Origin of the sequence: Aliiroseovarius subalbicans (assembly GCF_022678625.1) — a bacterium.
Lineage (GTDB): Bacteria > Pseudomonadota > Alphaproteobacteria > Rhodobacterales > Rhodobacteraceae > Aliiroseovarius_A > Aliiroseovarius_A subalbicans.
Map to the genome: position 1 here is coordinate 214,513 of NZ_JALBYQ010000003.1, position 20,480 is coordinate 234,992.

Below are 20,480 nucleotides of genomic sequence, written 5' to 3' on the forward strand. Positions count from 1 at the left end.
TATCTCCCTGATATTTGGGCCATTCGCGGCCCTTGTTGTTTTTGTCCCCGACAAGACTTGCGCATATCCCGCCTTGTGGCAAGCATTCTGTCGCTATTCCCGTCCCGGAAACGCATGGCCTCACAGGCAATGACGTGGAATGCTCTCCTCTTCATCACGCGCATAGACAAGCTCGTCCCCGGCGAACGCTTCGATTCGCGCCGTCAGGTGAAAATGCGTCGCGTCCGACCACATCTGGGCAAAGGTTTCGGTCCGCACCGACCAGTCGCCGCGCTCCAGCGTCTGGGTCCAGTGGGTTTCGCCACGCGCCGACAGCGGATCGTCGGGGTGGATCGACCAGGCCTCGCGTGCGATGCCGCCTGTGGTCAAACCGTGCTCCAGATCCTCGGTTTCGCCGAAGTCGTCGGTGATGCGCAGCGTCGAGATGCCGGTGGCGTGGTCGGTCTCTGTGATCCGCGAATTGGTCGCCTCGCGCAGGCTGCGGATGCGCCAGGGCTCGGCGGCTTCGGGCGGCTCGAAGGTGCATTCATCACCCGTGGCAGTGTGCCGGACGGGCAGATCCAGGAACCCCCGCGTCAGGGTCAGTTGTGTCTTGCCAGGCGCGGGCCAGATCAGCGGCCAATAGGCGTTTGAGATCGACACCCGCAAATGGTGCCCCGCCGGAATGCGATAGGCGATCTGGTCCAGTGACAATGTCACGCCAAACTCCTTGCCGACGGGCACAGGTTTCGGCTTGGCCGACCCTTTGCGATGGGCCAGGTTCAACACGCCATAGGTGATCCGGGTTGATGCTCCGTCCGGGTGCACGTGACACAGGCGCACGGCGATTTGGCCCTGCGGTTGATCGGACTGCAGCCGCAGACGGATCCGGGGCGCCCCGACGATATCCGTGTCATCGGGCATCGGCGCACTGTCGAAACAGACACTCAGCGCATCATCGTGACGCTGATCGCCCGGCATTTCCGGGCCAAGCCAGATGGCGCAATACTCGCCCGCATCCGCGCCGGTATCTGCCGGAGAGGTGATCTGTTCCGACAGATCCGCCCCGCCATCGCCCAAGGTCCGGTCGCGCCCCAGGGGCAAGCGAAGCTCGGACACGTCGGCCTGATCTTTCGACATGGTAATCCAGCGCCCCGGACGTTCCTCGTACCACGCCGCCGGACGCACGCCGTCCATCAGGTAATAGCGCAGATCCGGGTCGTCCTCGACGCCGGTGTCGATGCCCTTGAGCCAGCGATCCCACCAGCGCAAAGCCTCTTGCAGAAAGCCGATACGCGGCTCTGGCACAGCGAAATGCGGGTATTTGTGCACCCAGGGCCCGATGATCCCCTTGGCGGGCGCAGACAGGTTTTCCACCAGCGCCGGCACCGCATTCTTGTAAGCATCACCCCAGCCGCCCACAGCCAGCGTGGCTGCTTTGATAGCCGAATAATCCTCGCACACCGAACCGTGTTGCCAATAGGCGTCCCGCGCCTGGTGGCGCAGCCAGACGGACGGTAGGAAAGGCTCCGCCTCCAACCGTTCCAACCACATCTCGCGCCACTTGTCGCCGACCAGCGCCGGGTCGGGCGGGCGTGAGGAATAGCTCCACATCGTCGCGCCCCAGCCCAGGTTCTCGTTCAACAGGCAGCCGCCCTTGTAGTGGATGTCATCCGCGAACCGGTCCACGGTGGAACACAGCGTGATGATTGCCTTCAACGGGTCCGGCTGAAGGGCTGCAACTTGCAAGCCGTTGAAGCCGCCCCAGCTGATCCCCATCATGCCCACGTTGCCATCGCACCAGGGCTGCGCGGCCAGCCAGTCGATGACCTCAAGCGCGTCGGCCTGTTCCTGTGGTGCGTATTCGTCCAGCATGAGGCCATCACTGTCGCCATTGCCGCGCATATCGACACGAATACAGGCATACCCCCGCGCCGCGAAATAGGGATGCGTCAGCGCATCGCGCGCGCAGGTGCCGTCGCGTTTGCGGTACGGCAGGTATTCCAGGATCGCAGGAACGGGATTGTCGGTCGCATCGGTCGGGCGCCAGATACGCGCCGACAGGCGGGTGCCGTCGGACAGGATGATGCCTTCGTCGGGCAGCTCGGTAATGTCATGCAAAGTCATACGCCCATGGGCTGCCGAAAGGGGCGCGGCGTCAAGTGCGCAGCGCCCCTTTTGCTGTTGTTTTTCGCCGGATCAGAAGTTCAGCGAGATATCGCGGTGATACGAGTTGCACGACGCCATCGCCAGCGCCTGTTCACGGGTGAAGCGTGGCTGAACTCGGATACCCAGCGTTTCCTTGATCCCGTCAAGATAGGCGGTCAGACCCGGTCGCAGCGTGGCGTCCGCCTCAACGCGCCAGATCTGTTGCGCCTCGAACTCGGCCACGGCTGCGTCGTACTGCTCCAGTGCAGCGTCGCGGTCCGGGGTCTTGTTCTTCAGCGCCTTGCGGGCCTTGGACAGAAGCGATTTCACATCATCCGCGCCATCGACTTTGCCGAACAACTTGGCCAGATCATTCACCGGGCCTTCGGTCTCAGCCTCGGGCAGGGTCTCGATCGTTGCGCGCATGTCGCGCAAGGGCGTCTCAAGCGCGGCAAACTCCGCGTTCGCATCCAGCACCGCCAACACCTCGGCCGGGTCTTCCCAGGCCTGATCGGCAGCCCTGCGGTATTGCGCACGCGCCGTGTTCTCGGCCTTTGTCAGTTCGGCAAAGGTATTGTGCACCTCTTCCCAGGTATCGGGAACCTGTGCGTGCAGATGCTCGATCTCGGCTTCAAGCACGGCGATCTCGGCCTCAAGGGCTGCACGCTCCTCGGCCTGAGCTTCGTCACGCATCCGACCGGCAAGGGTCTTCATCTCCTTCACCTCAGCCTCGATCGCGCGGATCTGCTTTTCGATCCGACGCACCACGGTCAACTGCGGCCGATACAGGCCTGCGGCCTCTTCAACCTGACCGGCGGCGACAAAGGCGGCGTCCAGCTGGGCAACGGCCTTGTCGGCGGCGTCCAGGCCGCCTGTCAGATCCTTGACCAGATCCTTGGGCAGAACCGACAGGTTCAAGCCACGCGCGGCCGCGATAGCGTCGGTCGTCACGCTTGATTGCGACAGTTGCTGTCCAACGTAATCCTCAAGGCACAATTGCAGCTTGGGATTGCGCGGCGGCGGGCTGCTTTCCGACAGGAAACTCACGCGGTTGGGCAGATAGTTCACCAGCGGCGGATACAGCCCCACGATGGACAGCGCGATCAACTGCAGCGTGATGAAGGCGATGACGCCTTTGTACATCTGCACCGTTTTCACCACCGCTGGCGCCACGCCGCGCAGATAGAACAGCGCAAAGCCAAAGGGCGGCGTCAGGAACGAGGTCTGGATGTTCAGACCGATCATCACACCCAGCCACACGGCGGTGATATTCGCCTGCGGGTCGGCCAGAAGGATCGGCGCCACGATCGGCACCACGACCACCGCGATCTCGATGAAATCCAGGAAGAAGCCCAGGACGAAGATCACCAGCATCACGATGATGAACTGGGTCCAGAACCCGCCGGGCAGTGAGTTCAGGAAATCGCGCACCAGCTCTTCGCCGCCAAAGGCGCGGAAGGCGGCGGTCAGCATAGCGGCGCCCAGCAGGATGATGAACACAAGCGCCGTGGTCTTGGCGGTCTCCAACATCACACCCTGAAGCGTTTCTTCCAGCTTGAACACCCGAACACCGGACCAGATCAGCGAAACCATGAACATCAGGGTCGCGATCGCACCTAGGGCAATTCCAAGCCGGTCCGCCCCCGTATTCATTGCCTTCACGTTCATTTCGAAATTGGCCAGCACAAAGGCAATCATAACCAGCGCGACGATCGCCAGAAGTGCCGGATAGTACAGAGACTTGCCAGGTTTCGGCAGGCGATATCCGGCCATGATCATGGCCCCTGCCGCGCCGATCGCACCGGCCTGGTTCACCGTGGCAACGCCCGAAATGATCGAACCCAGAACCAGGAAAATCAGGGCCAGCGGCGGCACCAGGGTGATCAGAACGGTTTTGAGGAACTTGCTGTCATACTTGCCATCATATCCCACCGCCGGGGCCTGTTTCGGCCGCAGAATGGCAAAGACGAGGATATAGACCATGTAGAGCCCGACCAACACCATGCCGGGGATGAACGCGCCCAGGAACATCTCGCCCGCCGAGGTCGAGGCGACGTCGAAGGTCGACGGCATCGAAAGTTCTCCGGTTGCCTCCTTGTGGAGCAGTTTGCGTGCTGTCGACGCCTGGTCCACCGCGCTGGCCAACTGGTCAGCTAGGATGATCAACACGATCGAGGGCGGAATGATCTGCCCCAGCGTGCCGGACGCGGCAATCGTGCCAGTCGCCAGCGACGGCGAATAATTGTTGCGCAGCATCGCGGGCAGCGAAATCAGGCCCATCGCGACCACGGTGGCCCCGACGATCCCGGTCGTGGCAGCCAGAAGAGCACCAACGAAGACAACCGAAATGCCAAGGCCCCCCGGCACCGGGCCGAACAACTGCGCCATGGTGACCAGAAGGTCCTCGGCGATCTTCGAGCGTTGCAGCATGATGCCCATGAAGATGAACAGAGGGATAGCGATGAGCGTATCTCGCTCAACCTCCCAAAACACGCCACGCAGGTTCGTCACCCCCGCCGACAACCATTGCTGTGGCCCGCCAGAGTGGAAGAATGCGTCGGTCGACCCGGTAAAGATGTATCCGGTGGCAGCGGCCGCGCTGATCGTGATGATTGCAGCGCCCGGCAGCGCGAAAGCAACCGGAAAGCCGGAGCCCAGCGCCATGGCCATGATCAGGATGAGAAGGGCGAGGAAATAGAGTTCCATATCTGTGTCCTACTCAGTGCGCCGCTGGGGCGATTTCGCGGTGACCGGGTTCTTCCCGTTTGTCCGCAACCGCGTCGAAGAAATAGCTGACGAACTGGATCAGCATGGTGATGGCAAACAGCCCCAGGAAGGCGGCCATCTGGTATTTGATGAACATGCCCACGGTGCCGGTCTGCGACACTTCGAAATTGGCAATCGGGCTGTTGATGATCGACCGCGATCCGTTGAAGCCGATGCCGATGATGACCCAGCAGGTGGTCATGCCCAACAGGATCGACCCCACCGCGTTCACGAACCCGCGCGTCGACCGCCCGAACCCGGCATAAAGCACATCAACGCGTACATGGCCTTCCTCAAACAAGGTATAGGCCGAGGCGAACAGGAATAGCGCGGCGTACCAATACCGCACCAGATCGCCCATCAGCGCCTGCTCATAACTGAAGACAAAGCGCGAGATGACGATCAGAAGCTCGGCCACCACGACCATCAGCGCGAGCCAGGTGAAGCCCAGCGTGCGGGTGAAAAACGCGATGACAAAGCCCAAGATGATCAGCGGCATGTGAATATACGGCCCGACCCAACGCGCCTTGGCAAAGATGCGCGCCGCGTCCTCGGACATGAAAAACAGAAACAAGCCTTCGACCCGCATGAATGCGATCGTGGCGTCCACGATGCCGACCAGAAGGACCGACCAGAACAAGCCACGGATCAGGTAGACATTGAAGCGGTGTATCAGATGCGCGTCCCAGCGAAGCGCGGTGGTGCCCGACCTCAGAACGTAGCTCGCTGCGGCGACCAACGCGGCAACATAGATTGCAACCTGAAGCCAGGTGCCTCCGGTCGCGCCTCCACTAAACAGCGTGTGCAGGCCCGGTAAGCCGACACCAACCACCAGAATGTTGTTGATCATAAAGGCGAACAGGACCGCCAACATGCCCCAACCGAACAGGCGGGTGACGGTGGCGGGTGCGCCGGTGCGCGGAATGTCGGTGGACGTGCTGGCCATGTGTGCCCCTCAGCTGGCAGCGCGCAACAGGTGCTGGACCTGTTCGCTGGTAAAAGAGCGGGACCGAAGCCCCGCTCTGATATTTTTCCTAAACCAAAACGGCTTACAGCAGGCCGCGAACCCGGTTCCGCTGGTTCACAAAGGTGCCTTCGAACAACGCCATTGCCTTGCCGATTTCGACCAGGTTGGTCTGGAAGTGGTCGTCGATCTCGGCTGCCAGCGCCGAGTGGTCACGGGTTTCCGCAAACACTTCGGTGGCGGCTTCGCCGAACGCATCCCAGATGTCATCGTTGAACGCGCGCACTTCGACGCCCTGTTCATCGATCAGCTTGTTCAGGTACTCGCCGTTCAGAGCCATCGACTCTTCGTACTGGGCCGCGTGCTCTTCGTGCGACGCTGCGGTGATCACCGCCTGCTCCCACTCGGTCAGGCTGTCCCACCAGGCTTTGTTCATGCCCAGGGCCAGGCCGCCGCCCGGCTCGTGCATACCACCGGTATAGTAGTACTTGGCCGCTTCATAGAACTTCATGAAGTAGTCATTGTAGGGACCAACCCACTCGGTCGCGTCGATCGCGCCCGACACCAGGTTTTCATAGATCTGGCCACCCGGAAGCGACACGGTCGAAACGCCCAGCTTGGACATCACGTTGCCGCCCAGTCCCGGGATACGCATCTTCAGACCCTTGAAGTCGTCCGGCGATTCAACTTCCTTGTTGAACCAACCGCCAGCCTGGGTGCCGGTGGCGCCACAGGGAAGGGCTTTCAGGCCGAACTCGCCCGACAGCTTGTCCCACATTTGCTGGCCGCCCTTGAATTTGATCCAGGCGTTCCATTCCGTGGTGGTCATGCCGAACGGCACGGCAGTGAAATAGGCGAACCCCGGGTGCTTGCCGACCCAGTAGTAGTCAGCGGCGATATAGGCTTGCGAGTTGCCAGAAGCGACCTCGTCAAACGAATCGAATGCGCCAACGCGTTCGCCGGCTGCGAAATACTCAACGTTCAGCGCACCGTCCGACAGCTGCGCGATACGCGCGGCCAGGCGTTGAGCCGAGGTACCCAGACCCGGGAAGTCCCGCGGCCAGGTCGACACGATGGTCATGGTCTTACCGCTTTGGGCCAGCGCGGGCGTGGCCAGCGCGGTTGCACCGGCACCAAGCGCGGCGCCTTTCAGGAATTTACGACGTTCCATCTGAATTCTTCTCCTCCGAGTTTCAGTTTTCTTTTTGTCAGGTGGCGTGAAGCCGGATCCCCGGACACGCTGCCTCGTCAATTACTACGGATGTAGAGCCGGAATTCAAATGTATTTTTTGGCAAGTGGTAAGTTTTGTTTACCAGTTGGCTGCGGACCGCGTGTTAAATACCCTTGAAGAGGCCACAATTCTGCCGGTCGGTAAGCAAGTCGGACGCTTAGCTTTCAGGCCCTATTCCACCGGAAATCCGCTGGGGACCTGTGCCGGGACGCCCATCCGCCCGCTCACGCTGATCGGATCGGTCAGGGCGTGAAGGAACTGCACAAGCGACTCGACCTCACTGTCGGACAGGTCCACTGGCGCCAGTTCGTTCGCCTCGCCTATTGCCAGAAGCTCGTTCAGACTGGCCATCACCACCAGGTCCCACTCGCTGGCTTCTTCGAAAACCGGCAGAACGGCTTGCGTCGCGTCATAGGTCATCAGCGCTTTCACCGGGTCCAGGTGGTGACGCACCACAGCCTCAAGCGTCGCATAGGCCCCCGCATGCCCATAGGGTGCGGTCAGCGCGACGTTGCGCAAGCTGGGGGTTCGGAACCGAAAGGCATCCTCGGAGCGCCCGGTCACCCGCATCCGCCCCTCATCGCGGTTGTGCGTCTCGAAACGCTCGACTTTCCCCGGCCCAAGTTGCGGCATGGCGATGGCATGGAAGCCCTGATCGGTCTGAAATGGGCCAGAGTGGCAGCCAGAACAGCCCGCCTTACCATAGAACAAGTCCATGCCAGCCTTTGCTTGCGATGAAAGGGGCTCAATTCCCCGCACATGGCGGTCAAAGGGGCTGTTGTCCGCGCGCCATTCGACCGTGATGAAATCCGCCATCGCATTGGCAATATCGGTGAACCTGATCACCCGTGATCCGATAACCGCATCAAAGGCATTGCGGTAGGCGGGGATTGCCTCAACTTTCGCTGCGATAAGATCCCAGGCGCCACCTTCGTGCGCCAGCATCCCCATCCTGACCGCTCGGGCAATTTCGTTTTCACTGTAGTGTCCGGCCATTTCGTCGCCGGACAACACCGGAAACATGGTCTGGGCCGACAGAACACTGTCAAACCCCTCGACCATTTCCTGACCCAGGGGGGTTCGAATGCCCCCCGGTTTCGTGTCGTCCGCCTCAAGCCGACCATCGTGAAACAGGCTTGTGAACTCGCGGGCACCAAGATTGAACAATGCCGGGGCGTTACGTGGAATGCGCTTTTCAGGGAGGTTTTCAGGCTGCACGACCCGATCCGGGCCCAACCCGGCACCCCCATCGCCCAGCCCCAGACTCAGCCCGTCCGACGTGCCCAGCGATGGATGGTGGCAAGTGGCGCAAGAGACACTATTACTGCCCGAAAGCACCGGATCATAGAACAGAAGCTGCCCCAGGGCGACGCTTTCCGGGGTCGTGGGAAGATAATCCGAATCCACAACCGGCGCGGGCAGATCACCCGCCCAGGCGGGGCTTGTGATCACTAACAGGGCCAAGATGCGGATCATGTGACCTCCAAAGCCGAAACCCGGCAAGATGGGCGGAAACTGCGCCCTCGTGCCGCTCCGAAGACGGGCAATGGGGGCGCCCACCCCGATCCAGTCCGAAAAGCTTTGCCCGCCATGGTGAGGGCGTCAAGTCTGAACGTTGCTGGGATACCCCTCTGCGTCCAAAAGTGCGCCCAGCGCCGCATCATCCAGCTGGCTCGTTATCGTGACTTTCCGGGCGTCCATATCGAAGGCAAGCACCGCAGCTGCGTCCGCTTGGGCCACAGCGTCTTCGATGGCCGCCTTGCAATGACCGCAACTCATGTCGGGCACGTGGAATATCGTCATCTGTCGTCCTCCGGTTTGTCACTTCTTGCTACGGTGAAGCGCCCCGGAAGGTCAACGCCCCGCAGGGTGCTGGCGATCTTCGTCAAGATGTTGGATACAGAGTGCGGGCCCTGGCCCGACATGATTGCAGGAGCGTGTGTGATGACCCCCCAGATAGTCCCGACAAAGCCGATCGAGGGGCAAAAACCCGGCACGTCCGGCCTGCGCAAGAAAACACGGATCTTCATGCAGCCAGGGTATCTTGAAACCTATGTGCAGGCCACGTTCGACGCGCTGGGCGGGGTGGTTGGCAAGACGCTGGTGGTCGGCGGGGACGGTCGGTTCTTCAACGCCGAGGCGATCCAGACCATCCTGAAAATGGCTGCTGGAAACGGGGCAAGCAGGGTGATCGTTGGTCAAAACGGACTGCTTTCCACCCCCGCCGCGTCCCACCTGATTCGCCTGAACGGGGCCGACGGCGGTCTGATACTGTCTGCCAGCCACAATCCGGGCGGAATCGACGCTGATTTCGGCGTGAAATACAACATCGCCAACGGTGGCCCGGCCCCCGAGGCGGTGACCGACGCGATCTTCCAGCGCACGCTTGAAATCGACGCCTATGTCACGCTGGGCACGCCCGACATCGACCTGTCGCAGCTGGGGGAGATTGCGCTGGGCGGCATGGTTGTTCAGGTCGTGGACCCGGTGGCGGACTATCTGGCGCTGATGGAGACGTTGTTCGATTTCGACGCCCTTCGCGCGCTGTTCGGGTCGGGGTTCACCCTGCGGTTCGATGCGATGCACGCGGTCACCGGCCCCTATGCCAAGGCGCTGTTCGAGGACCGGCTGGGCGCCCCGGCGGGCAGTGTCGTGAACGCGGTGCCACAACCGGACTTTGCCGGCGGTCACCCGGACCCCAACCCGGTCTGGGCCAAAGAGCTGATGGACCTGATGATGTCAGACAGCGCACCGGATTTCGGCGCCGCCTCGGACGGGGACGGCGACCGCAACATGGTGGTGGGGCGTGGGCTCTATGTCACGCCATCCGACAGCCTGGCGGTTCTGGCCGCCAACGCGCATCTGGCACCGGGTTATGCGAAGGGCCTCGTCGGTGTGGCGCGGTCGATGCCAACCAGTGAAGCCAGCGACCGGGTTGCCGCCAAACTGGGGATCAAAAGCTATGAAACCCCGACCGGGTGGAAGTTCTTCGGCACCCTTCTGGATATCGGTCACGTCACCATCTGCGGCGAGGAAAGCGCGGGCACCGGGTCGGACCATGTCCGCGAAAAGGACGGGCTTTGGGCAGTGCTGTTGTGGTTGAATATCCTGGCCGAACGACGCCAATCCGTGGCTGAGATCCTGACCGATCACTGGGCAACCTTCGGCCGTGACTATTTCTCCCGTCACGATTTCGAGGCGGTGCCAAGCGACGCGGCCAACGCGCTGATGGACAAATTGCAGGGCACCCTTTCGACCTTGCCTGGCCAAAGTTTCAACGGGCTTACCGTGACCCGCGCCGACAGCTTTTCCTATCTTGATCCTGTCGACGGGACGACCAGCGCCAACCAGGGCCTGCGCCTGTTCTTTGAAGGTGGTGGGCGCGCGGTTCTGCGCCTGTCGGGAACCGGGACCGAGGGTGCGACCTTGCGCGTTTACCTGTCACAATACGCACCCAAAGGCGCGGACCATCACCGTGACACACAAGAAGCCCTGCGCCAGATCAGCGACGCCACCGCGACGCTGTGTGATTTCCCGGATTTCCTGGGACGAACCACGCCTGATGTGATGACCTAGGTCGCACTCCACATGTAATTTCAGCATTAACGCAATATGTTACTTACTTTTCGACGCGCTTCACGGAGACGTGAATGATCCATGCGTGATCCCCCCCCGTAACACCATCATTGCCAATGACGGCACTGACACAGACCGGGAGATATCAAATGATCCGCAGAACTTTCCTCGCCCTCGCCGCCTCCACCGCTTTCGCCGTGCCGGCGTTTGCCGATGGGCACTCGAAAGACATCGTCGACACCGCAGTCGGCGCAGGCGCCTTCACCACCTTGGTTGCCGCCGTTCAGGCCGCAGGCCTTGTGGACACTCTGAAAGGCGACGGTCCGTTCACCGTCTTCGCCCCCACCGATGACGCGTTTGCCGCGTTGCCCGCCGGCACCGTCGAAGACCTGCTGAAGCCCGAAAACAAAGACACGCTCACCGCGATCCTGACCTACCACGTCGTTGCCGGCAAGGTCATGTCGGGTGACCTGAGCAACGGCATGAAAGCCGCAACTGTTCAGGGTGGCGAGGTCACGATCATGACCGAAGGCGGTGTGATGGTCGACGGCGCCAACGTCGTGACCGCCGACATCGAAGCATCGAACGGCGTGATCCACGTCATCGACGCGGTGATCATGCCGACGATGTAAGTCCCCCAAAGATCGGGGTAGCCTCCTCTCTGCCCCGGTCACACGATGGCCGTGCCGTTTTCGGCGCGGCCATCTCGGTTTTCACCTATCGGGACGGTTAACCTATTTCGTCGCCCGGATCGTTTCTGCGATGTCGCGGGCACGCACGGCCATCAGGCGGTCGTCGTTCGTGGCAAAGCCGTCCAACCCCCCAAGCGCATCTGCCCCGATAGCGATCAGACCCTGGGTCGCGGCCGCGATCACCTCAGGCTCTTCACCCTCATCCAACCCGGTGATCAGCACTTCAACCGACGAAGGCGCGGCGATGCGGGCCAGCGCCATTATCACATCTGTGCGCACCGCAAAGATGAACGCCTTGGGTTCCAGATACGCCACGTCCTCGGGCCCGGCCATCGCGGCAAGGGCCGAGATCGCCATGTGATCCATGCCTGCAAGGTGCTCTTCGCGCAAATCTCCAATGAGGCGCAACTGCGGCACCGCACGCCGGTCACCGATCTTGCCCAAGAGCGGTATGGCACAGGCCCAGAAGCCGTGCCGTTCCTCAAGATCCACTTCAAGCATCGCCATCACGGCTGGCACCGAGGCTTCGGTGGCAACATCGAACAGGGCGCAAACCGCTTCCATCCGCTGTTCGGACGGCACCGATGTGTCTGACATGGTGTTCTCCAACGTCACCCGGTCCAGTGCGGGATCGGCGGCAAACAGCGGCACTGAACCCAGGAAAAGCAACGTGGTCAGTAGGGTGCGGATTGGTCTGAACATGATCTAACCTCTGCAAAGGGATCTAGTATAATTCTACTCCATCCGCGGCCCTTGGACCAGAACCCCGCGCAAGGGAAGGCAATCTGACACACGGGCAGTTTGAGCGAGTGCGATTAGATGTCGCCGGTGTTTGGGAAGCCCAAAAGTGGTGCCGCTGATAGGACTCGAACCTACGACCCCATCATTACGAATGACGTGCTCTACCATCTGAGCTACAGCGGCACTGCTGCTTCGGTGCGCGGGTCTTTAGCACCCTCGCGGCCCGGTGTGTAGCCCCAAAATGCCGGATGGCAGTCCGGGACCACGGGTCAGTGTTTACCTTCGACCTCGGGGGCGATGATCTCGGCCTCTTCGGTAACCTCTTCGACGAAATCCGCGGCGGGCGCGTGGGGGTCATCGTCGCTGGGGGTTTCGATGATTTCCGGCTCAGGCTCTGGGGTCGGGGCGGCGACAATCAGCGGCAGCATGTCGGTGCCACCGGGGATCGAAACTTCGCCTTCTGGCGGGACTTTCCACGACAGCGTGTCGAAGCCCTGACAATTGTCACAGGTCGGCGCCCAATGGCCGTGGATGTGGTTGCAGTTTTCGCAAACCCACTGCGGACCACGCGACGCGGTCACGGCGCGCGCTAGCCAGCCGCGCACCACGGCATCGTCGGCGCCTTCGCCCCGCTCGATTGCCGCCATCAAGGTCAGCGACCGTTGCGTTGGTTCGTTGTCTGGCAAACCGCCCAGCGCCTTGCGGGCGGCGGGGAAATCCTCGGCTGAAATATGCAGCTCGGACAAAAGCATCCTCGTTTCTGCGTCGCCTTCGCGGTGCTTGGTCAAGGCGCGGAACCGTTTCAGCCGCGCGGCGGGTGTTTCGTCCGGCACGATCGCGGCAAAGGCGGCGGCCAGGTCGGGGTGCGGCTGTGCGGTCCAGGCCTTGGTCAGAACCCGGGTCGCGTTGCGGGGTTTTTCGGCGTCCATGTAAGCACGGGCGGCCATCACGGCAGCAGGCACCAAATCCGGCGATAGCCGGTTTGCCTCGATCGCGGCCTCGCGCGCGCTAACGCTGCTGCCTTCCTCCAGAACATCCTTGGCTTCACTCAGCGCCAGAACTGCATCGCGCCGCTTGTGCACATCACGCGGAAGCGCGCCGTATTTCAGCTTGGCGCCCAGCGTCTTGCGCGCGCCTTTCCAGTCGCCCTTGTCCGCCTGAAGCTGCAACAAAACGTCCTGAGTATCCTCATGCCGGGGTTTCAGTGCGAAGGCCTTTTCCGCCAGCTTCATCGCGGTGTCGGTGTCGCCCTCGACCAGCTTTTGCTTCATGATCCCGCGCACACCGACGAACCGGGTCCGGTCGTCGCGCAGCAGCTTCTTATACGCCTGCTGTGCCCGGATCTTGTCGCCCGACATCTCGGCCGCCTGAGCGGTCAAAAGCGTCGTCAGCTCGGGCCGACGCAGATACCGTTCGGCCCGTGTCGCCTTGGAAATCGCGGTCGAACCATCGCCCGACGCCAGCGCCATCATGCCGTCGGCCAGCGCCTCGTATCCCTTCTTTTCGCGCGACCGATCGAAATACCGCGAAATCGCGGTTTCATCGCCGTTCAGGAAGCGCACGAAAGCGACCACAAGCCCAATGATCACGATCAAAAGCCACACGGCAATGATCAGCGCTATCGCGGCAATCGCGGCCTGCAACGGGCCCATGTTCAGCTCGAGACCACCGAATCCGATGCGAATACCGCCTTCGGTTTCCATCAACATGCCGGCACCGATTGTCAGAAGTGCGATCGCAGCCACGAACAGGATAATCTTGAAAAGGGACCAGAACATCAGAGTATCCTCAGCTTTCGTTCACGTGTGCGGCCAGGGCCGAACTGGCCTCAAGCGCATCCAGGCGCGCCGTCGCCGTTGCAATCCAATCGGTCAGGGCGGGCTGCCCAGCCTCGGGCATCGCGGCCAATTCCGTCAGAGCGCCCGCAATGTCACCCGTTTTCAGGGCATGTTCAGCGCGCGACAGGATCGCGTCGGGGTCGTCGCCCTCTTTCGGCTCCAACGACCGAACGCCCAGCTGTGTGCGCAGGAAGGCGGTCATGCGATCCATGCTGCCATCTTCTACGGCGGCGCGGATGCTGGCCTCAAGCGAGGCGCGCGCGGCGTCGGGGAAATCGGCTTGAAGGGTGGCGAGCGTCGGCACGCCTTCCTTTGCCAGACCGGCCAGCGCCGCGGGGGCGTCCAGCCCTGTCGCCTCGCCCAAATCGAACAGCGCGTCGTCAAAGGCGCGCCCGGTGTCCAGTGCGGCCATGATGCGTGATAGCGCAGCACGGCCCGCGGCGGCCTTCGCGGCCTCGGCGGCACTCACTTCCAGCGTCTGCGCATCCTCCTGAACCGTGCTGATCCGCTCAAGCTCCCGATCCAGCATCGCGCGCATCTGTTCCAATTCGCGTTCATAAGCTGCGGCGGCGGCCACCGCCGCTTCGGCCCCGGCACCTGTAGGCAGTTTTTCAACCGCCAAAAGCCGTGCCTCGATCTCGTCAATGCGCGTCGATACCGCTTCAATCTGCGCCACGATCGTTTTGAACTCACCGTTCACTTCGCCGCGCAACGTGACAAGGCCGTCGTCGGCTTGCAACCCGGCCACCGCTGTGGCGGTTTCGTCGTTGGCGGTCTCCAAGGCATTCAAGCGCCCGGCCTGAGCCGCGACCGCTTGCGCAATCGGGTCCACCTCGGGGGCAACACCGGGAAACGGCCAACCCTCGGGCACCACATAGCGCGCGGCGCCGAAGCCGATTACCGCAGCAATCACACCACCCAGAACCAACGGCACAAACCCGCTGCGTTGGGCGTTTTCCGGCGGCGCCATGCCCTGAGGCACTTCTCTTGCCTCACGCAGGCCAGCATCGCCAGCCGCCGCTTCCACGTCGGTCTGTTCATCGGTGGCTTCCGACAGTGCGGTGTCCGCACCGTCAGGGTTGTCATCAGGAGTCATGTCCGCAGGTCCGACCGAAGCCTCCTCCGGTGCGCGTTCATCAACAACAACGGCGTTCTCGACCGTGTCTTCAACCTTGTCCTTCGGGGGTTTCGGGGTCTTGGCCACTTTGAATAACCTTTCGAATCTCACCGGTAACGACGCTGGCGCGCCCTTAGAATGTATATGGGGGCACACCGGGTCTCAAGCAAAGTCGGATGTCAGCGCTGCGACAATCCTGCTCACCATTTCGGCCCCGTTCGGCACTGCGCAAACCTCGGGGGTCACCCCGGTTTGCACCGTGAACCCCTCAGCCACCGCCTGTGACAACGCGATCACGCGGACCCTTGGCCCGATCATCGTGACCCCCTGCCCAACCCACACTGCCGACAGTGGCGAATAAAGGGGAAGTACGACTGGCTCGTCCCCTTCGATCAGGGCTTTGGCCTCCGTCGTCAGGGGGACCGGATCCTGGGTATAGGTCACCGTTTCATCTGTCTCTATTCCACCTGAATTCAGCCGTTCAGCAATATCCCCGCGCGCAGTTTCTCCGCGCAGGTGCAGCAGGCGACCTACAGGCGGGGCGGCCATAAGACGCTGCACCAGTTCGTCGGCATCTTGGGCCACCACGCCGATATCAGCCCCCTTCGCCCGGGCGGCGGAGGCTGTGCGCGGTCCGACACAATGCGCTGTCACGCCTGACGCATCATTCAGGGACGCCGCGCCGTTCGCAGACGACAGGATAATGCCGCCATATCCCGCAATCGCCACCCTTTCTGCGCGCGGCTTGATCTGCATCACCGGGGAAAGCACCACGTGAACGGACTGCTTCAACCGCGCCTCAACCGCCGCGACCACACGCAGCGCCTGGGCCTTTGGCCGGGTCAGGACAAGCGTGGGGAATTGGGGCATAGGAACCTGCCGGGATTGTCTGGAACGCCCCACGGTGTTACCCCGCAGGGACCGATTTCGCAACTGGTGCACCATGACACGGACCTTGACCATCCTGGGGCTGGAAAGCTCTTGCGACGATACCGCCGCCGCGGTTGTGCGTCACACGCCGGGCAGGGCGCCAGAGGTGCTGTCCGCTGTCGTTGCGGGCCAGACCGAATTGCACGCGGATTTTGGTGGCGTGGTGCCGGAAATTGCCGCGCGGGCACATACCGAAAAGCTCGACCTTTGCGTTGAACAGGCTCTAACGCAGGCGAATTTGCCCCTATCCGAGCTGGACGCCATCGCCGTGACCGCTGGCCCCGGCCTGATTGGTGGTGTGCTGGCCGGCGTCATGTGCGCCAAGGGTTTGAGCGCCGGCAGCGGCCTGCCGCTGGTTGGTGTGAACCACCTGGCGGGGCATGCGTTGACCCCGCGCCTGACCGATCAGGCCACGTTTCCTTACCTGATGCTCTTGGTCTCGGGCGGTCATTGCCAGTTCCTGATCGCAAAAGGTCCCGAAAAGTTCACCCGCCTTGGCGGCACGATCGACGACGCGCCGGGCGAGGCATTCGACAAGACCGCGAAACTGTTGGGCCTTGCCCAACCCGGCGGACCCTCGGTCGAGGCCGAGGCGCGCACGGGCAACCCGACCCGGTTTCGCCTTCCCCGCCCGCTGTTGGATCGCCCCGGATGCGACATGTCCTTTTCCGGTCTGAAAACCGCGCTTTTGCGCGAACGCGACAGGTTGGTGGCTCAATATGGCGGGTTAAGGGTTCAGGACCGCGCCGACCTCTGTGCCTCATTCCAGGCCGCCGTGGCCGATGTTCTGGCCGAGAAATCCCGCCGTGCCTTGACGCAGTACCTGGATCTGGCCCCGGTCACCCCGACCCTTGCCGTTGCCGGAGGCGTCGCGGCAAATCAGACCATTCGCGCAGCGTTAGAGACTGTGTGCGCCGAGTCAGGCACTCAATTCTTGGCCCCGCCACTGGCCCTGTGCACAGACAACGCCGCGATGATCGCCTGGGCCGGAATTGAACGGTTTCGCGCAGGGCATCGGGATGACATGAGCCTGTCGGCGCGTCCCAGATGGCCACTGGACCTAACCAGCCCGTCCATGCTTGGATCGGGCAAGAAAGGGGCAAAAGCATGAGCATTTCGGTTCTGGGCGCAGGGGCATTCGGCACCGCGCTGGCGATTTCCCTGGCGCGGGACGGGCGGCCGGTCACCCTGTGGGCCCGTGATCTGTCTGGAATGGATGGCGAGAACACACGCCGCCTGCCCGGTCATGCCTTTCCGCCGACACTGAAGGTCACCGATAATTTGGTCACGGCCAGCCAGGCGGAAACCCTTCTGATCGCCACGCCGATGCAACAGCTTGCGCCGTTTCTGGAGGCAAACAAGACCCTGTTTGCGCGCAAAACGCTTGTGGCCTGCTGCAAGGGCGTGGATCTTTCCAGCGGGCGCGGCCCGGCCGAAATCATTGCCCAGACCTGCCCCAGCGCCACGCCCGCCATCCTGTCCGGCCCGTCCTTTGCCGTGGATATCGCGGCAGGCTTGCCCACCGCGCTGACCCTGGCTGCCGATGACGGCGTGGCGCTGCAACAGGAGCTGTCCACCGCCAATCTGCGGCTCTATCGCTCATCGGACCTGATCGGCGTAGAACTGGGCGGTGCTCTGAAGAACGTCGTCGCCATCGCTTGTGGTATTGCCATAGCTGCAGGTCTGGGGGAAAGCGCGCGCGCCGCCTTGATGACACGCGGCTATGCCGAAATGCAGCGCTTTGCCGCCATGAAGGGCGCGCAACCCGAGACTTTGGCAGGCCTATCAGGCTTTGGCGATCTGGCGCTGACTTGTACATCTGAGAAATCGCGCAACTATGCCTTTGGGTTGGCCTTGGGCCGCGGACAAACGCCGGCAGAGAACACCACAGTTGAGGGCAAAGCGACCGCAAAAGCAGTCTCTCAAACAGCCCGAAACGCAGAAATCGACATGCCGATCGCGGACATGGTCGTTGCCGTTCTGGATCAACACATCACCATTAGAGAAGCCGCAGAGATGCTGCTGTCCCGACCGCTTAAGGAGGAATGAAATGCTTGCTGCCCTGATCTGCACCGACAAACCTGGTGCCCTGGACATCCGAAAGGCCAACCGCGACGCACATGTTGCGTATTTGAAAAGCACCGGCGCTGTTCAGGCCGGGCCGTTCCTGGACGAAAACGGCGACATGTGTGGGTCGCTGGTTATTCTGGACGTCGCCGACCTGAGCGCCGCGCGGGATTGGGCGGCGCAGGACCCCTATGCCAAGGCTGGTCTGTTCGCCGATGTCCGTATCGAGCAGTGGAACAAGGTGATCTGATGGCGCACTGGTTGTTCAAATCCGAAGTTTCAACCTGGTCCTGGGATCAACAGGTCGCCAAGGGCGACGTGGGAGAGGAGTGGGACGGCGTTCGAAACTACCAGGCGCGCAATCAGATGCGGGCGATGAAAGTGGGCGATCTGGGCTTCTTTTATCACTCGCAGAAGGAAAAAGAGATCGTCGGAATTGTCGAAGTGATCGCCGAAAGTCACCCTGACAGCACCACCGACGATGAGCGCTGGGACTGCGTGGACATCAAGGCCGTGCGCGCCCTGCCCAGACCCGTGACCCTGGCCATGTGCAAGGAAGATCCGCGCCTTGCCGGCATGGTTCTGGTCAACAACACGCGCCTGTCTGTGCAGCCTGTCACCGATACCGAATGGGCCGTGGTGTTGGAGCTTGCGGGCGACGAAACCTAGCCGCGAGCGCCCCTTTCTGACATTCTGACCGCAGTGAAACGCGAACAGGAAGGGAAATCCAATGGAATTTGTTGCAGTTCTGGCGGCCGCTGTTGCCGCCTATGCCTTCGGATCACTCTGGTACATGACGTTGGCCAAGCCATGGATGGCTGCCACTGGCATCGAAGTCGACGAAAGTGGGCGGCCACAGAATGCATCGGACCCGAAGCCGTATATCGTCGCCTTCATCATGGCGGTTTTGGTGGCTGGGATGATGCGCCATGTGTTCATGATGTCGGGGATCGACACACTTGGAAAAGGCTTCACCACCGGGCTTGGCCTGGGACTGTTCATCGCCGCACCGTGGATCGTGAACAACGTGATGTTTTCCAACAAGCCGAAAGTTCTGGCGCTGATCGATGGAGGCTATGCCGCGGGCGGCTGCACCGTCGCGGGCATCGTCCTGGCCTTGTTCTGACAGCAAACAAAAGGAGGGATCCGACCCCTCGGACCCCTCCTTTCCACCCCACGTGCTCCCTCAGCACCACACGTGTCTCTGAAATTCGAGGTCCGGCCGTCCTAGCCTTCGATTAGAAACCTAGAGAATACGGCCCGCGTGCGCAAGGATGTTTCCCTGCAAAATTCGTTCAAATACAATGAGTTATGCTTAATTCGACGTTAACCAAAGGAAAGGGGCGCACAGTTTCCTGCACGCCCCTGAATTCGTTCGGATTTCCGTGGATCAGCCGTAGACCGATTCCTTGCCGAAATGCTTGGTCAGCATGTAATAGACCACGGCGCGATACTTGTTACGCTCGCTTTTGCCATAGGTCTCGATCACCGAGTCAATCGCATCCATCAGCTGTGGACCGTCGGCCAGGCCCAGCTTCTTGATCAGGAAATTGTCCTTGACGGTCTCCAGCTCGCTCGGCTGGCTGCCGGCCACAGTCGAAGCGTCGTCGTTGTAGATCGCGGGGCCGCAACCGATCGTGACCTTCGTCAGCAGGTCCATATCGGGGGTCATCCCACATTTGTTCTTCAGATCGTCCGCGTATTTGGCGATCAGATCGTCACGTTTTCCCATGTCAAACTCCTGATTTTAACTACAGGGCCCAATGCCCCTCACCTTGTGCAGCCTAGGGTGAAATCTGCGCAGGACAAAGGGAAACATTGCCGCGCCTTTCCCCCTAGGCAATCAGACATACTTGGCGCAGGATACAGGTTAGTAAACACCATATTGCAAGGAGGCTGTTATGGGTCTGTGGAATTTCGTGAAAGGTGCCGGCAAATCCCTGTTCGGCGGAAATGATGAGGCGACCCCCGAGGCGCTGACCACTGAAGTGGCCGAGCTGGGTTTTGATACATCCGATCTGGATATCAAGATCGACGGCGAAAAGGTCACTGTCGCCGGTGGCGCGAACCTGACCGCAGAAGAGCGTGAAAAGGTCATTCTGGCCGTGGGCAACGTCGAAGGCGTGGCCGAGGTCGAAAGTGACCTGGAAACCGCCACCGTGTTCCACACTGTCGAAAAGGGCGATACGCTCTGGGCCGTATCGAAAAAGGCGCTGGGCTCCGGGTCGCGCTACATGGAGATCTTTGAGGCCAACAAGCCGATGCTGTCGGATCCCGACAAGATCTATCCGGGCCAGGTGCTGCGCATCCCCACCTAAAACATTCCTGCGGCCGGGCATCACGTCCGGCCGCAATTTTCTTTCAATTCCGACCGCTCAGTCGCAATTAATGCTTGTTCCCATCTGGGAATCCCTGTCAGATCAGCGCGAA

At 61.6% G+C, this 20,480-nt stretch carries 19 protein-coding genes and 1 tRNA gene; 8 read left to right on the top strand and 12 right to left on the bottom strand.

The window, feature by feature from the left end; genetic code table 11:
• Nucleotides 1–120 precede the first annotated feature (120 nt).
• The 6 genes from MN188_RS11435 to MN188_RS11460 all read right to left on the bottom strand — a co-directional run bounded on the left by MN188_RS11435 (nt 121) and on the right by MN188_RS11460 (nt 8,892).
• Nucleotides 121–2,106: a CocE/NonD family hydrolase gene (locus tag MN188_RS11435; RefSeq protein ID WP_242109204.1), complete on the bottom strand. Its 1,986-nt coding sequence runs from the start codon at nt 2,104–2,106 to the stop codon at nt 121–123.
• A gap of 72 nt (nt 2,107–2,178) precedes the next feature.
• Complete coding sequence (locus MN188_RS11440; RefSeq protein WP_242109205.1) at nt 2,179–4,833, bottom strand: TRAP transporter large permease subunit; 2,655 nt, start codon at nt 4,831–4,833, stop codon at nt 2,179–2,181.
• A 13-nt stretch (nt 4,834–4,846) separates the two neighbouring features.
• Nucleotides 4,847–5,839: a TRAP transporter small permease subunit gene (locus tag MN188_RS11445; RefSeq protein ID WP_242109206.1), complete on the bottom strand. Its 993-nt coding sequence runs from the start codon at nt 5,837–5,839 to the stop codon at nt 4,847–4,849.
• A 103-nt stretch (nt 5,840–5,942) separates the two neighbouring features.
• A complete protein-coding gene (locus tag MN188_RS11450; RefSeq protein WP_242109207.1) occupies nt 5,943–7,028 on the bottom strand; it encodes a TRAP transporter substrate-binding protein in 1,086 nt (361 codons plus the stop codon).
• 232 nt (nt 7,029–7,260) lie between these two features.
• Nucleotides 7,261–8,565, bottom strand: coding sequence for a cytochrome-c peroxidase (locus tag MN188_RS11455; protein WP_242109208.1), 1,305 nt, complete (start codon nt 8,563–8,565; stop codon nt 7,261–7,263).
• A 126-nt stretch (nt 8,566–8,691) separates the two neighbouring features.
• Nucleotides 8,692–8,892 (bottom strand): heavy-metal-associated domain-containing protein, encoded by a 201-nt coding sequence (locus tag MN188_RS11460; protein WP_242109209.1) that lies wholly within the window; start codon nt 8,890–8,892, stop codon nt 8,692–8,694.
• 141 nt (nt 8,893–9,033) lie between these two features.
• Here MN188_RS11460 and MN188_RS11465 point away from each other — a divergent pair, with 141 nt between their 5' ends.
• Nucleotides 9,034–10,665, top strand: coding sequence for an alpha-D-glucose phosphate-specific phosphoglucomutase (locus MN188_RS11465; protein WP_242109210.1), 1,632 nt, complete (start codon nt 9,034–9,036; stop codon nt 10,663–10,665).
• 149 nt (nt 10,666–10,814) lie between these two features.
• The gene (locus tag MN188_RS11470) at nt 10,815–11,297 is read left to right on the top strand and encodes a fasciclin domain-containing protein (RefSeq protein WP_242109212.1); all 483 of its coding nucleotides are present in this window, start codon (nt 10,815–10,817) and stop codon (nt 11,295–11,297) included.
• Between the two features lie 102 nt (nt 11,298–11,399).
• On the opposite strand, the gene MN188_RS11475 is transcribed toward MN188_RS11470, so the two are convergent.
• The 5 genes from MN188_RS11475 to MN188_RS11495 form a co-directional block, all read right to left on the bottom strand.
• Nucleotides 11,400–12,059, bottom strand: a complete 660-nt coding sequence (locus MN188_RS11475) for a HEAT repeat domain-containing protein (RefSeq protein ID WP_242109213.1) — start codon at nt 12,057–12,059, stop codon at nt 11,400–11,402.
• Nucleotides 12,060–12,205: 146 nt separating this feature from the next.
• Nucleotides 12,206–12,281, bottom strand: a tRNA-Thr gene (locus MN188_RS11480).
• 86 nt (nt 12,282–12,367) lie between these two features.
• Nucleotides 12,368–13,876, bottom strand: a complete 1,509-nt coding sequence (locus MN188_RS11485; protein WP_242109214.1) for a heme biosynthesis protein HemY — start codon at nt 13,874–13,876, stop codon at nt 12,368–12,370.
• A gap of 10 nt (nt 13,877–13,886) precedes the next feature.
• A complete protein-coding gene (locus MN188_RS11490) occupies nt 13,887–15,140 on the bottom strand; it encodes a COG4223 family protein (protein ID WP_242109215.1) in 1,254 nt (417 codons plus the stop codon).
• Nucleotides 15,141–15,215: 75 nt separating this feature from the next.
• On the bottom strand, nt 15,216–15,923 hold the full coding sequence (locus MN188_RS11495; RefSeq protein ID WP_242109216.1) for a uroporphyrinogen-III synthase: 708 nt from the start codon (nt 15,921–15,923) through the stop codon (nt 15,216–15,218).
• Between the two features lie 73 nt (nt 15,924–15,996).
• Here MN188_RS11495 and tsaD point away from each other — a divergent pair, with 73 nt between their 5' ends.
• The 5 genes from tsaD to MN188_RS11520 all read left to right on the top strand — a co-directional run bounded on the left by tsaD (nt 15,997) and on the right by MN188_RS11520 (nt 19,176).
• Entirely contained in the window at nt 15,997–17,094 is a 1,098-nt protein-coding gene (tsaD, locus tag MN188_RS11500; RefSeq protein WP_242109217.1) for a tRNA (adenosine(37)-N6)-threonylcarbamoyltransferase complex transferase subunit TsaD, read from the top strand.
• Nucleotides 17,091–18,032 (top strand): NAD(P)H-dependent glycerol-3-phosphate dehydrogenase, encoded by a 942-nt coding sequence (locus MN188_RS11505; protein WP_242109219.1) that lies wholly within the window; start codon nt 17,091–17,093, stop codon nt 18,030–18,032. Before tsaD ends, MN188_RS11505 begins: the two co-directional genes overlap by 4 nt.
• Nucleotide 18,033: 1 nt before the next feature.
• A complete protein-coding gene (locus MN188_RS11510; protein WP_242109220.1) occupies nt 18,034–18,300 on the top strand; it encodes a YciI family protein in 267 nt (88 codons plus the stop codon).
• Nucleotides 18,300–18,719 carry an EVE domain-containing protein gene (locus MN188_RS11515; protein ID WP_242109221.1) on the top strand — a complete coding sequence of 140 codons (420 nt, stop codon included), beginning with the start codon at nt 18,300–18,302 and terminating at the stop codon, nt 18,717–18,719. The genes MN188_RS11510 and MN188_RS11515 overlap by 1 nt, the downstream gene beginning before the upstream one ends.
• 61 nt (nt 18,720–18,780) lie before the next feature.
• Nucleotides 18,781–19,176 carry a DUF1761 domain-containing protein gene (locus MN188_RS11520; protein WP_242109222.1) on the top strand — a complete coding sequence of 132 codons (396 nt, stop codon included), beginning with the start codon at nt 18,781–18,783 and terminating at the stop codon, nt 19,174–19,176.
• Nucleotides 19,177–19,440: 264 nt separating this feature from the next.
• Here the strand turns inward: MN188_RS11520 and MN188_RS11525 are convergent, their stop codons facing one another.
• Nucleotides 19,441–19,782: a DUF2853 family protein gene (locus tag MN188_RS11525; RefSeq protein ID WP_242109223.1), complete on the bottom strand. Its 342-nt coding sequence runs from the start codon at nt 19,780–19,782 to the stop codon at nt 19,441–19,443.
• Nucleotides 19,783–19,951: 169 nt separating this feature from the next.
• Between MN188_RS11525 and lysM the strand changes: the two genes are divergently transcribed.
• Nucleotides 19,952–20,368, top strand: coding sequence for a peptidoglycan-binding protein LysM (lysM, locus tag MN188_RS11530; RefSeq protein ID WP_242109224.1), 417 nt, complete (start codon nt 19,952–19,954; stop codon nt 20,366–20,368).
• Nucleotides 20,369–20,480 lie beyond the last annotated feature (112 nt).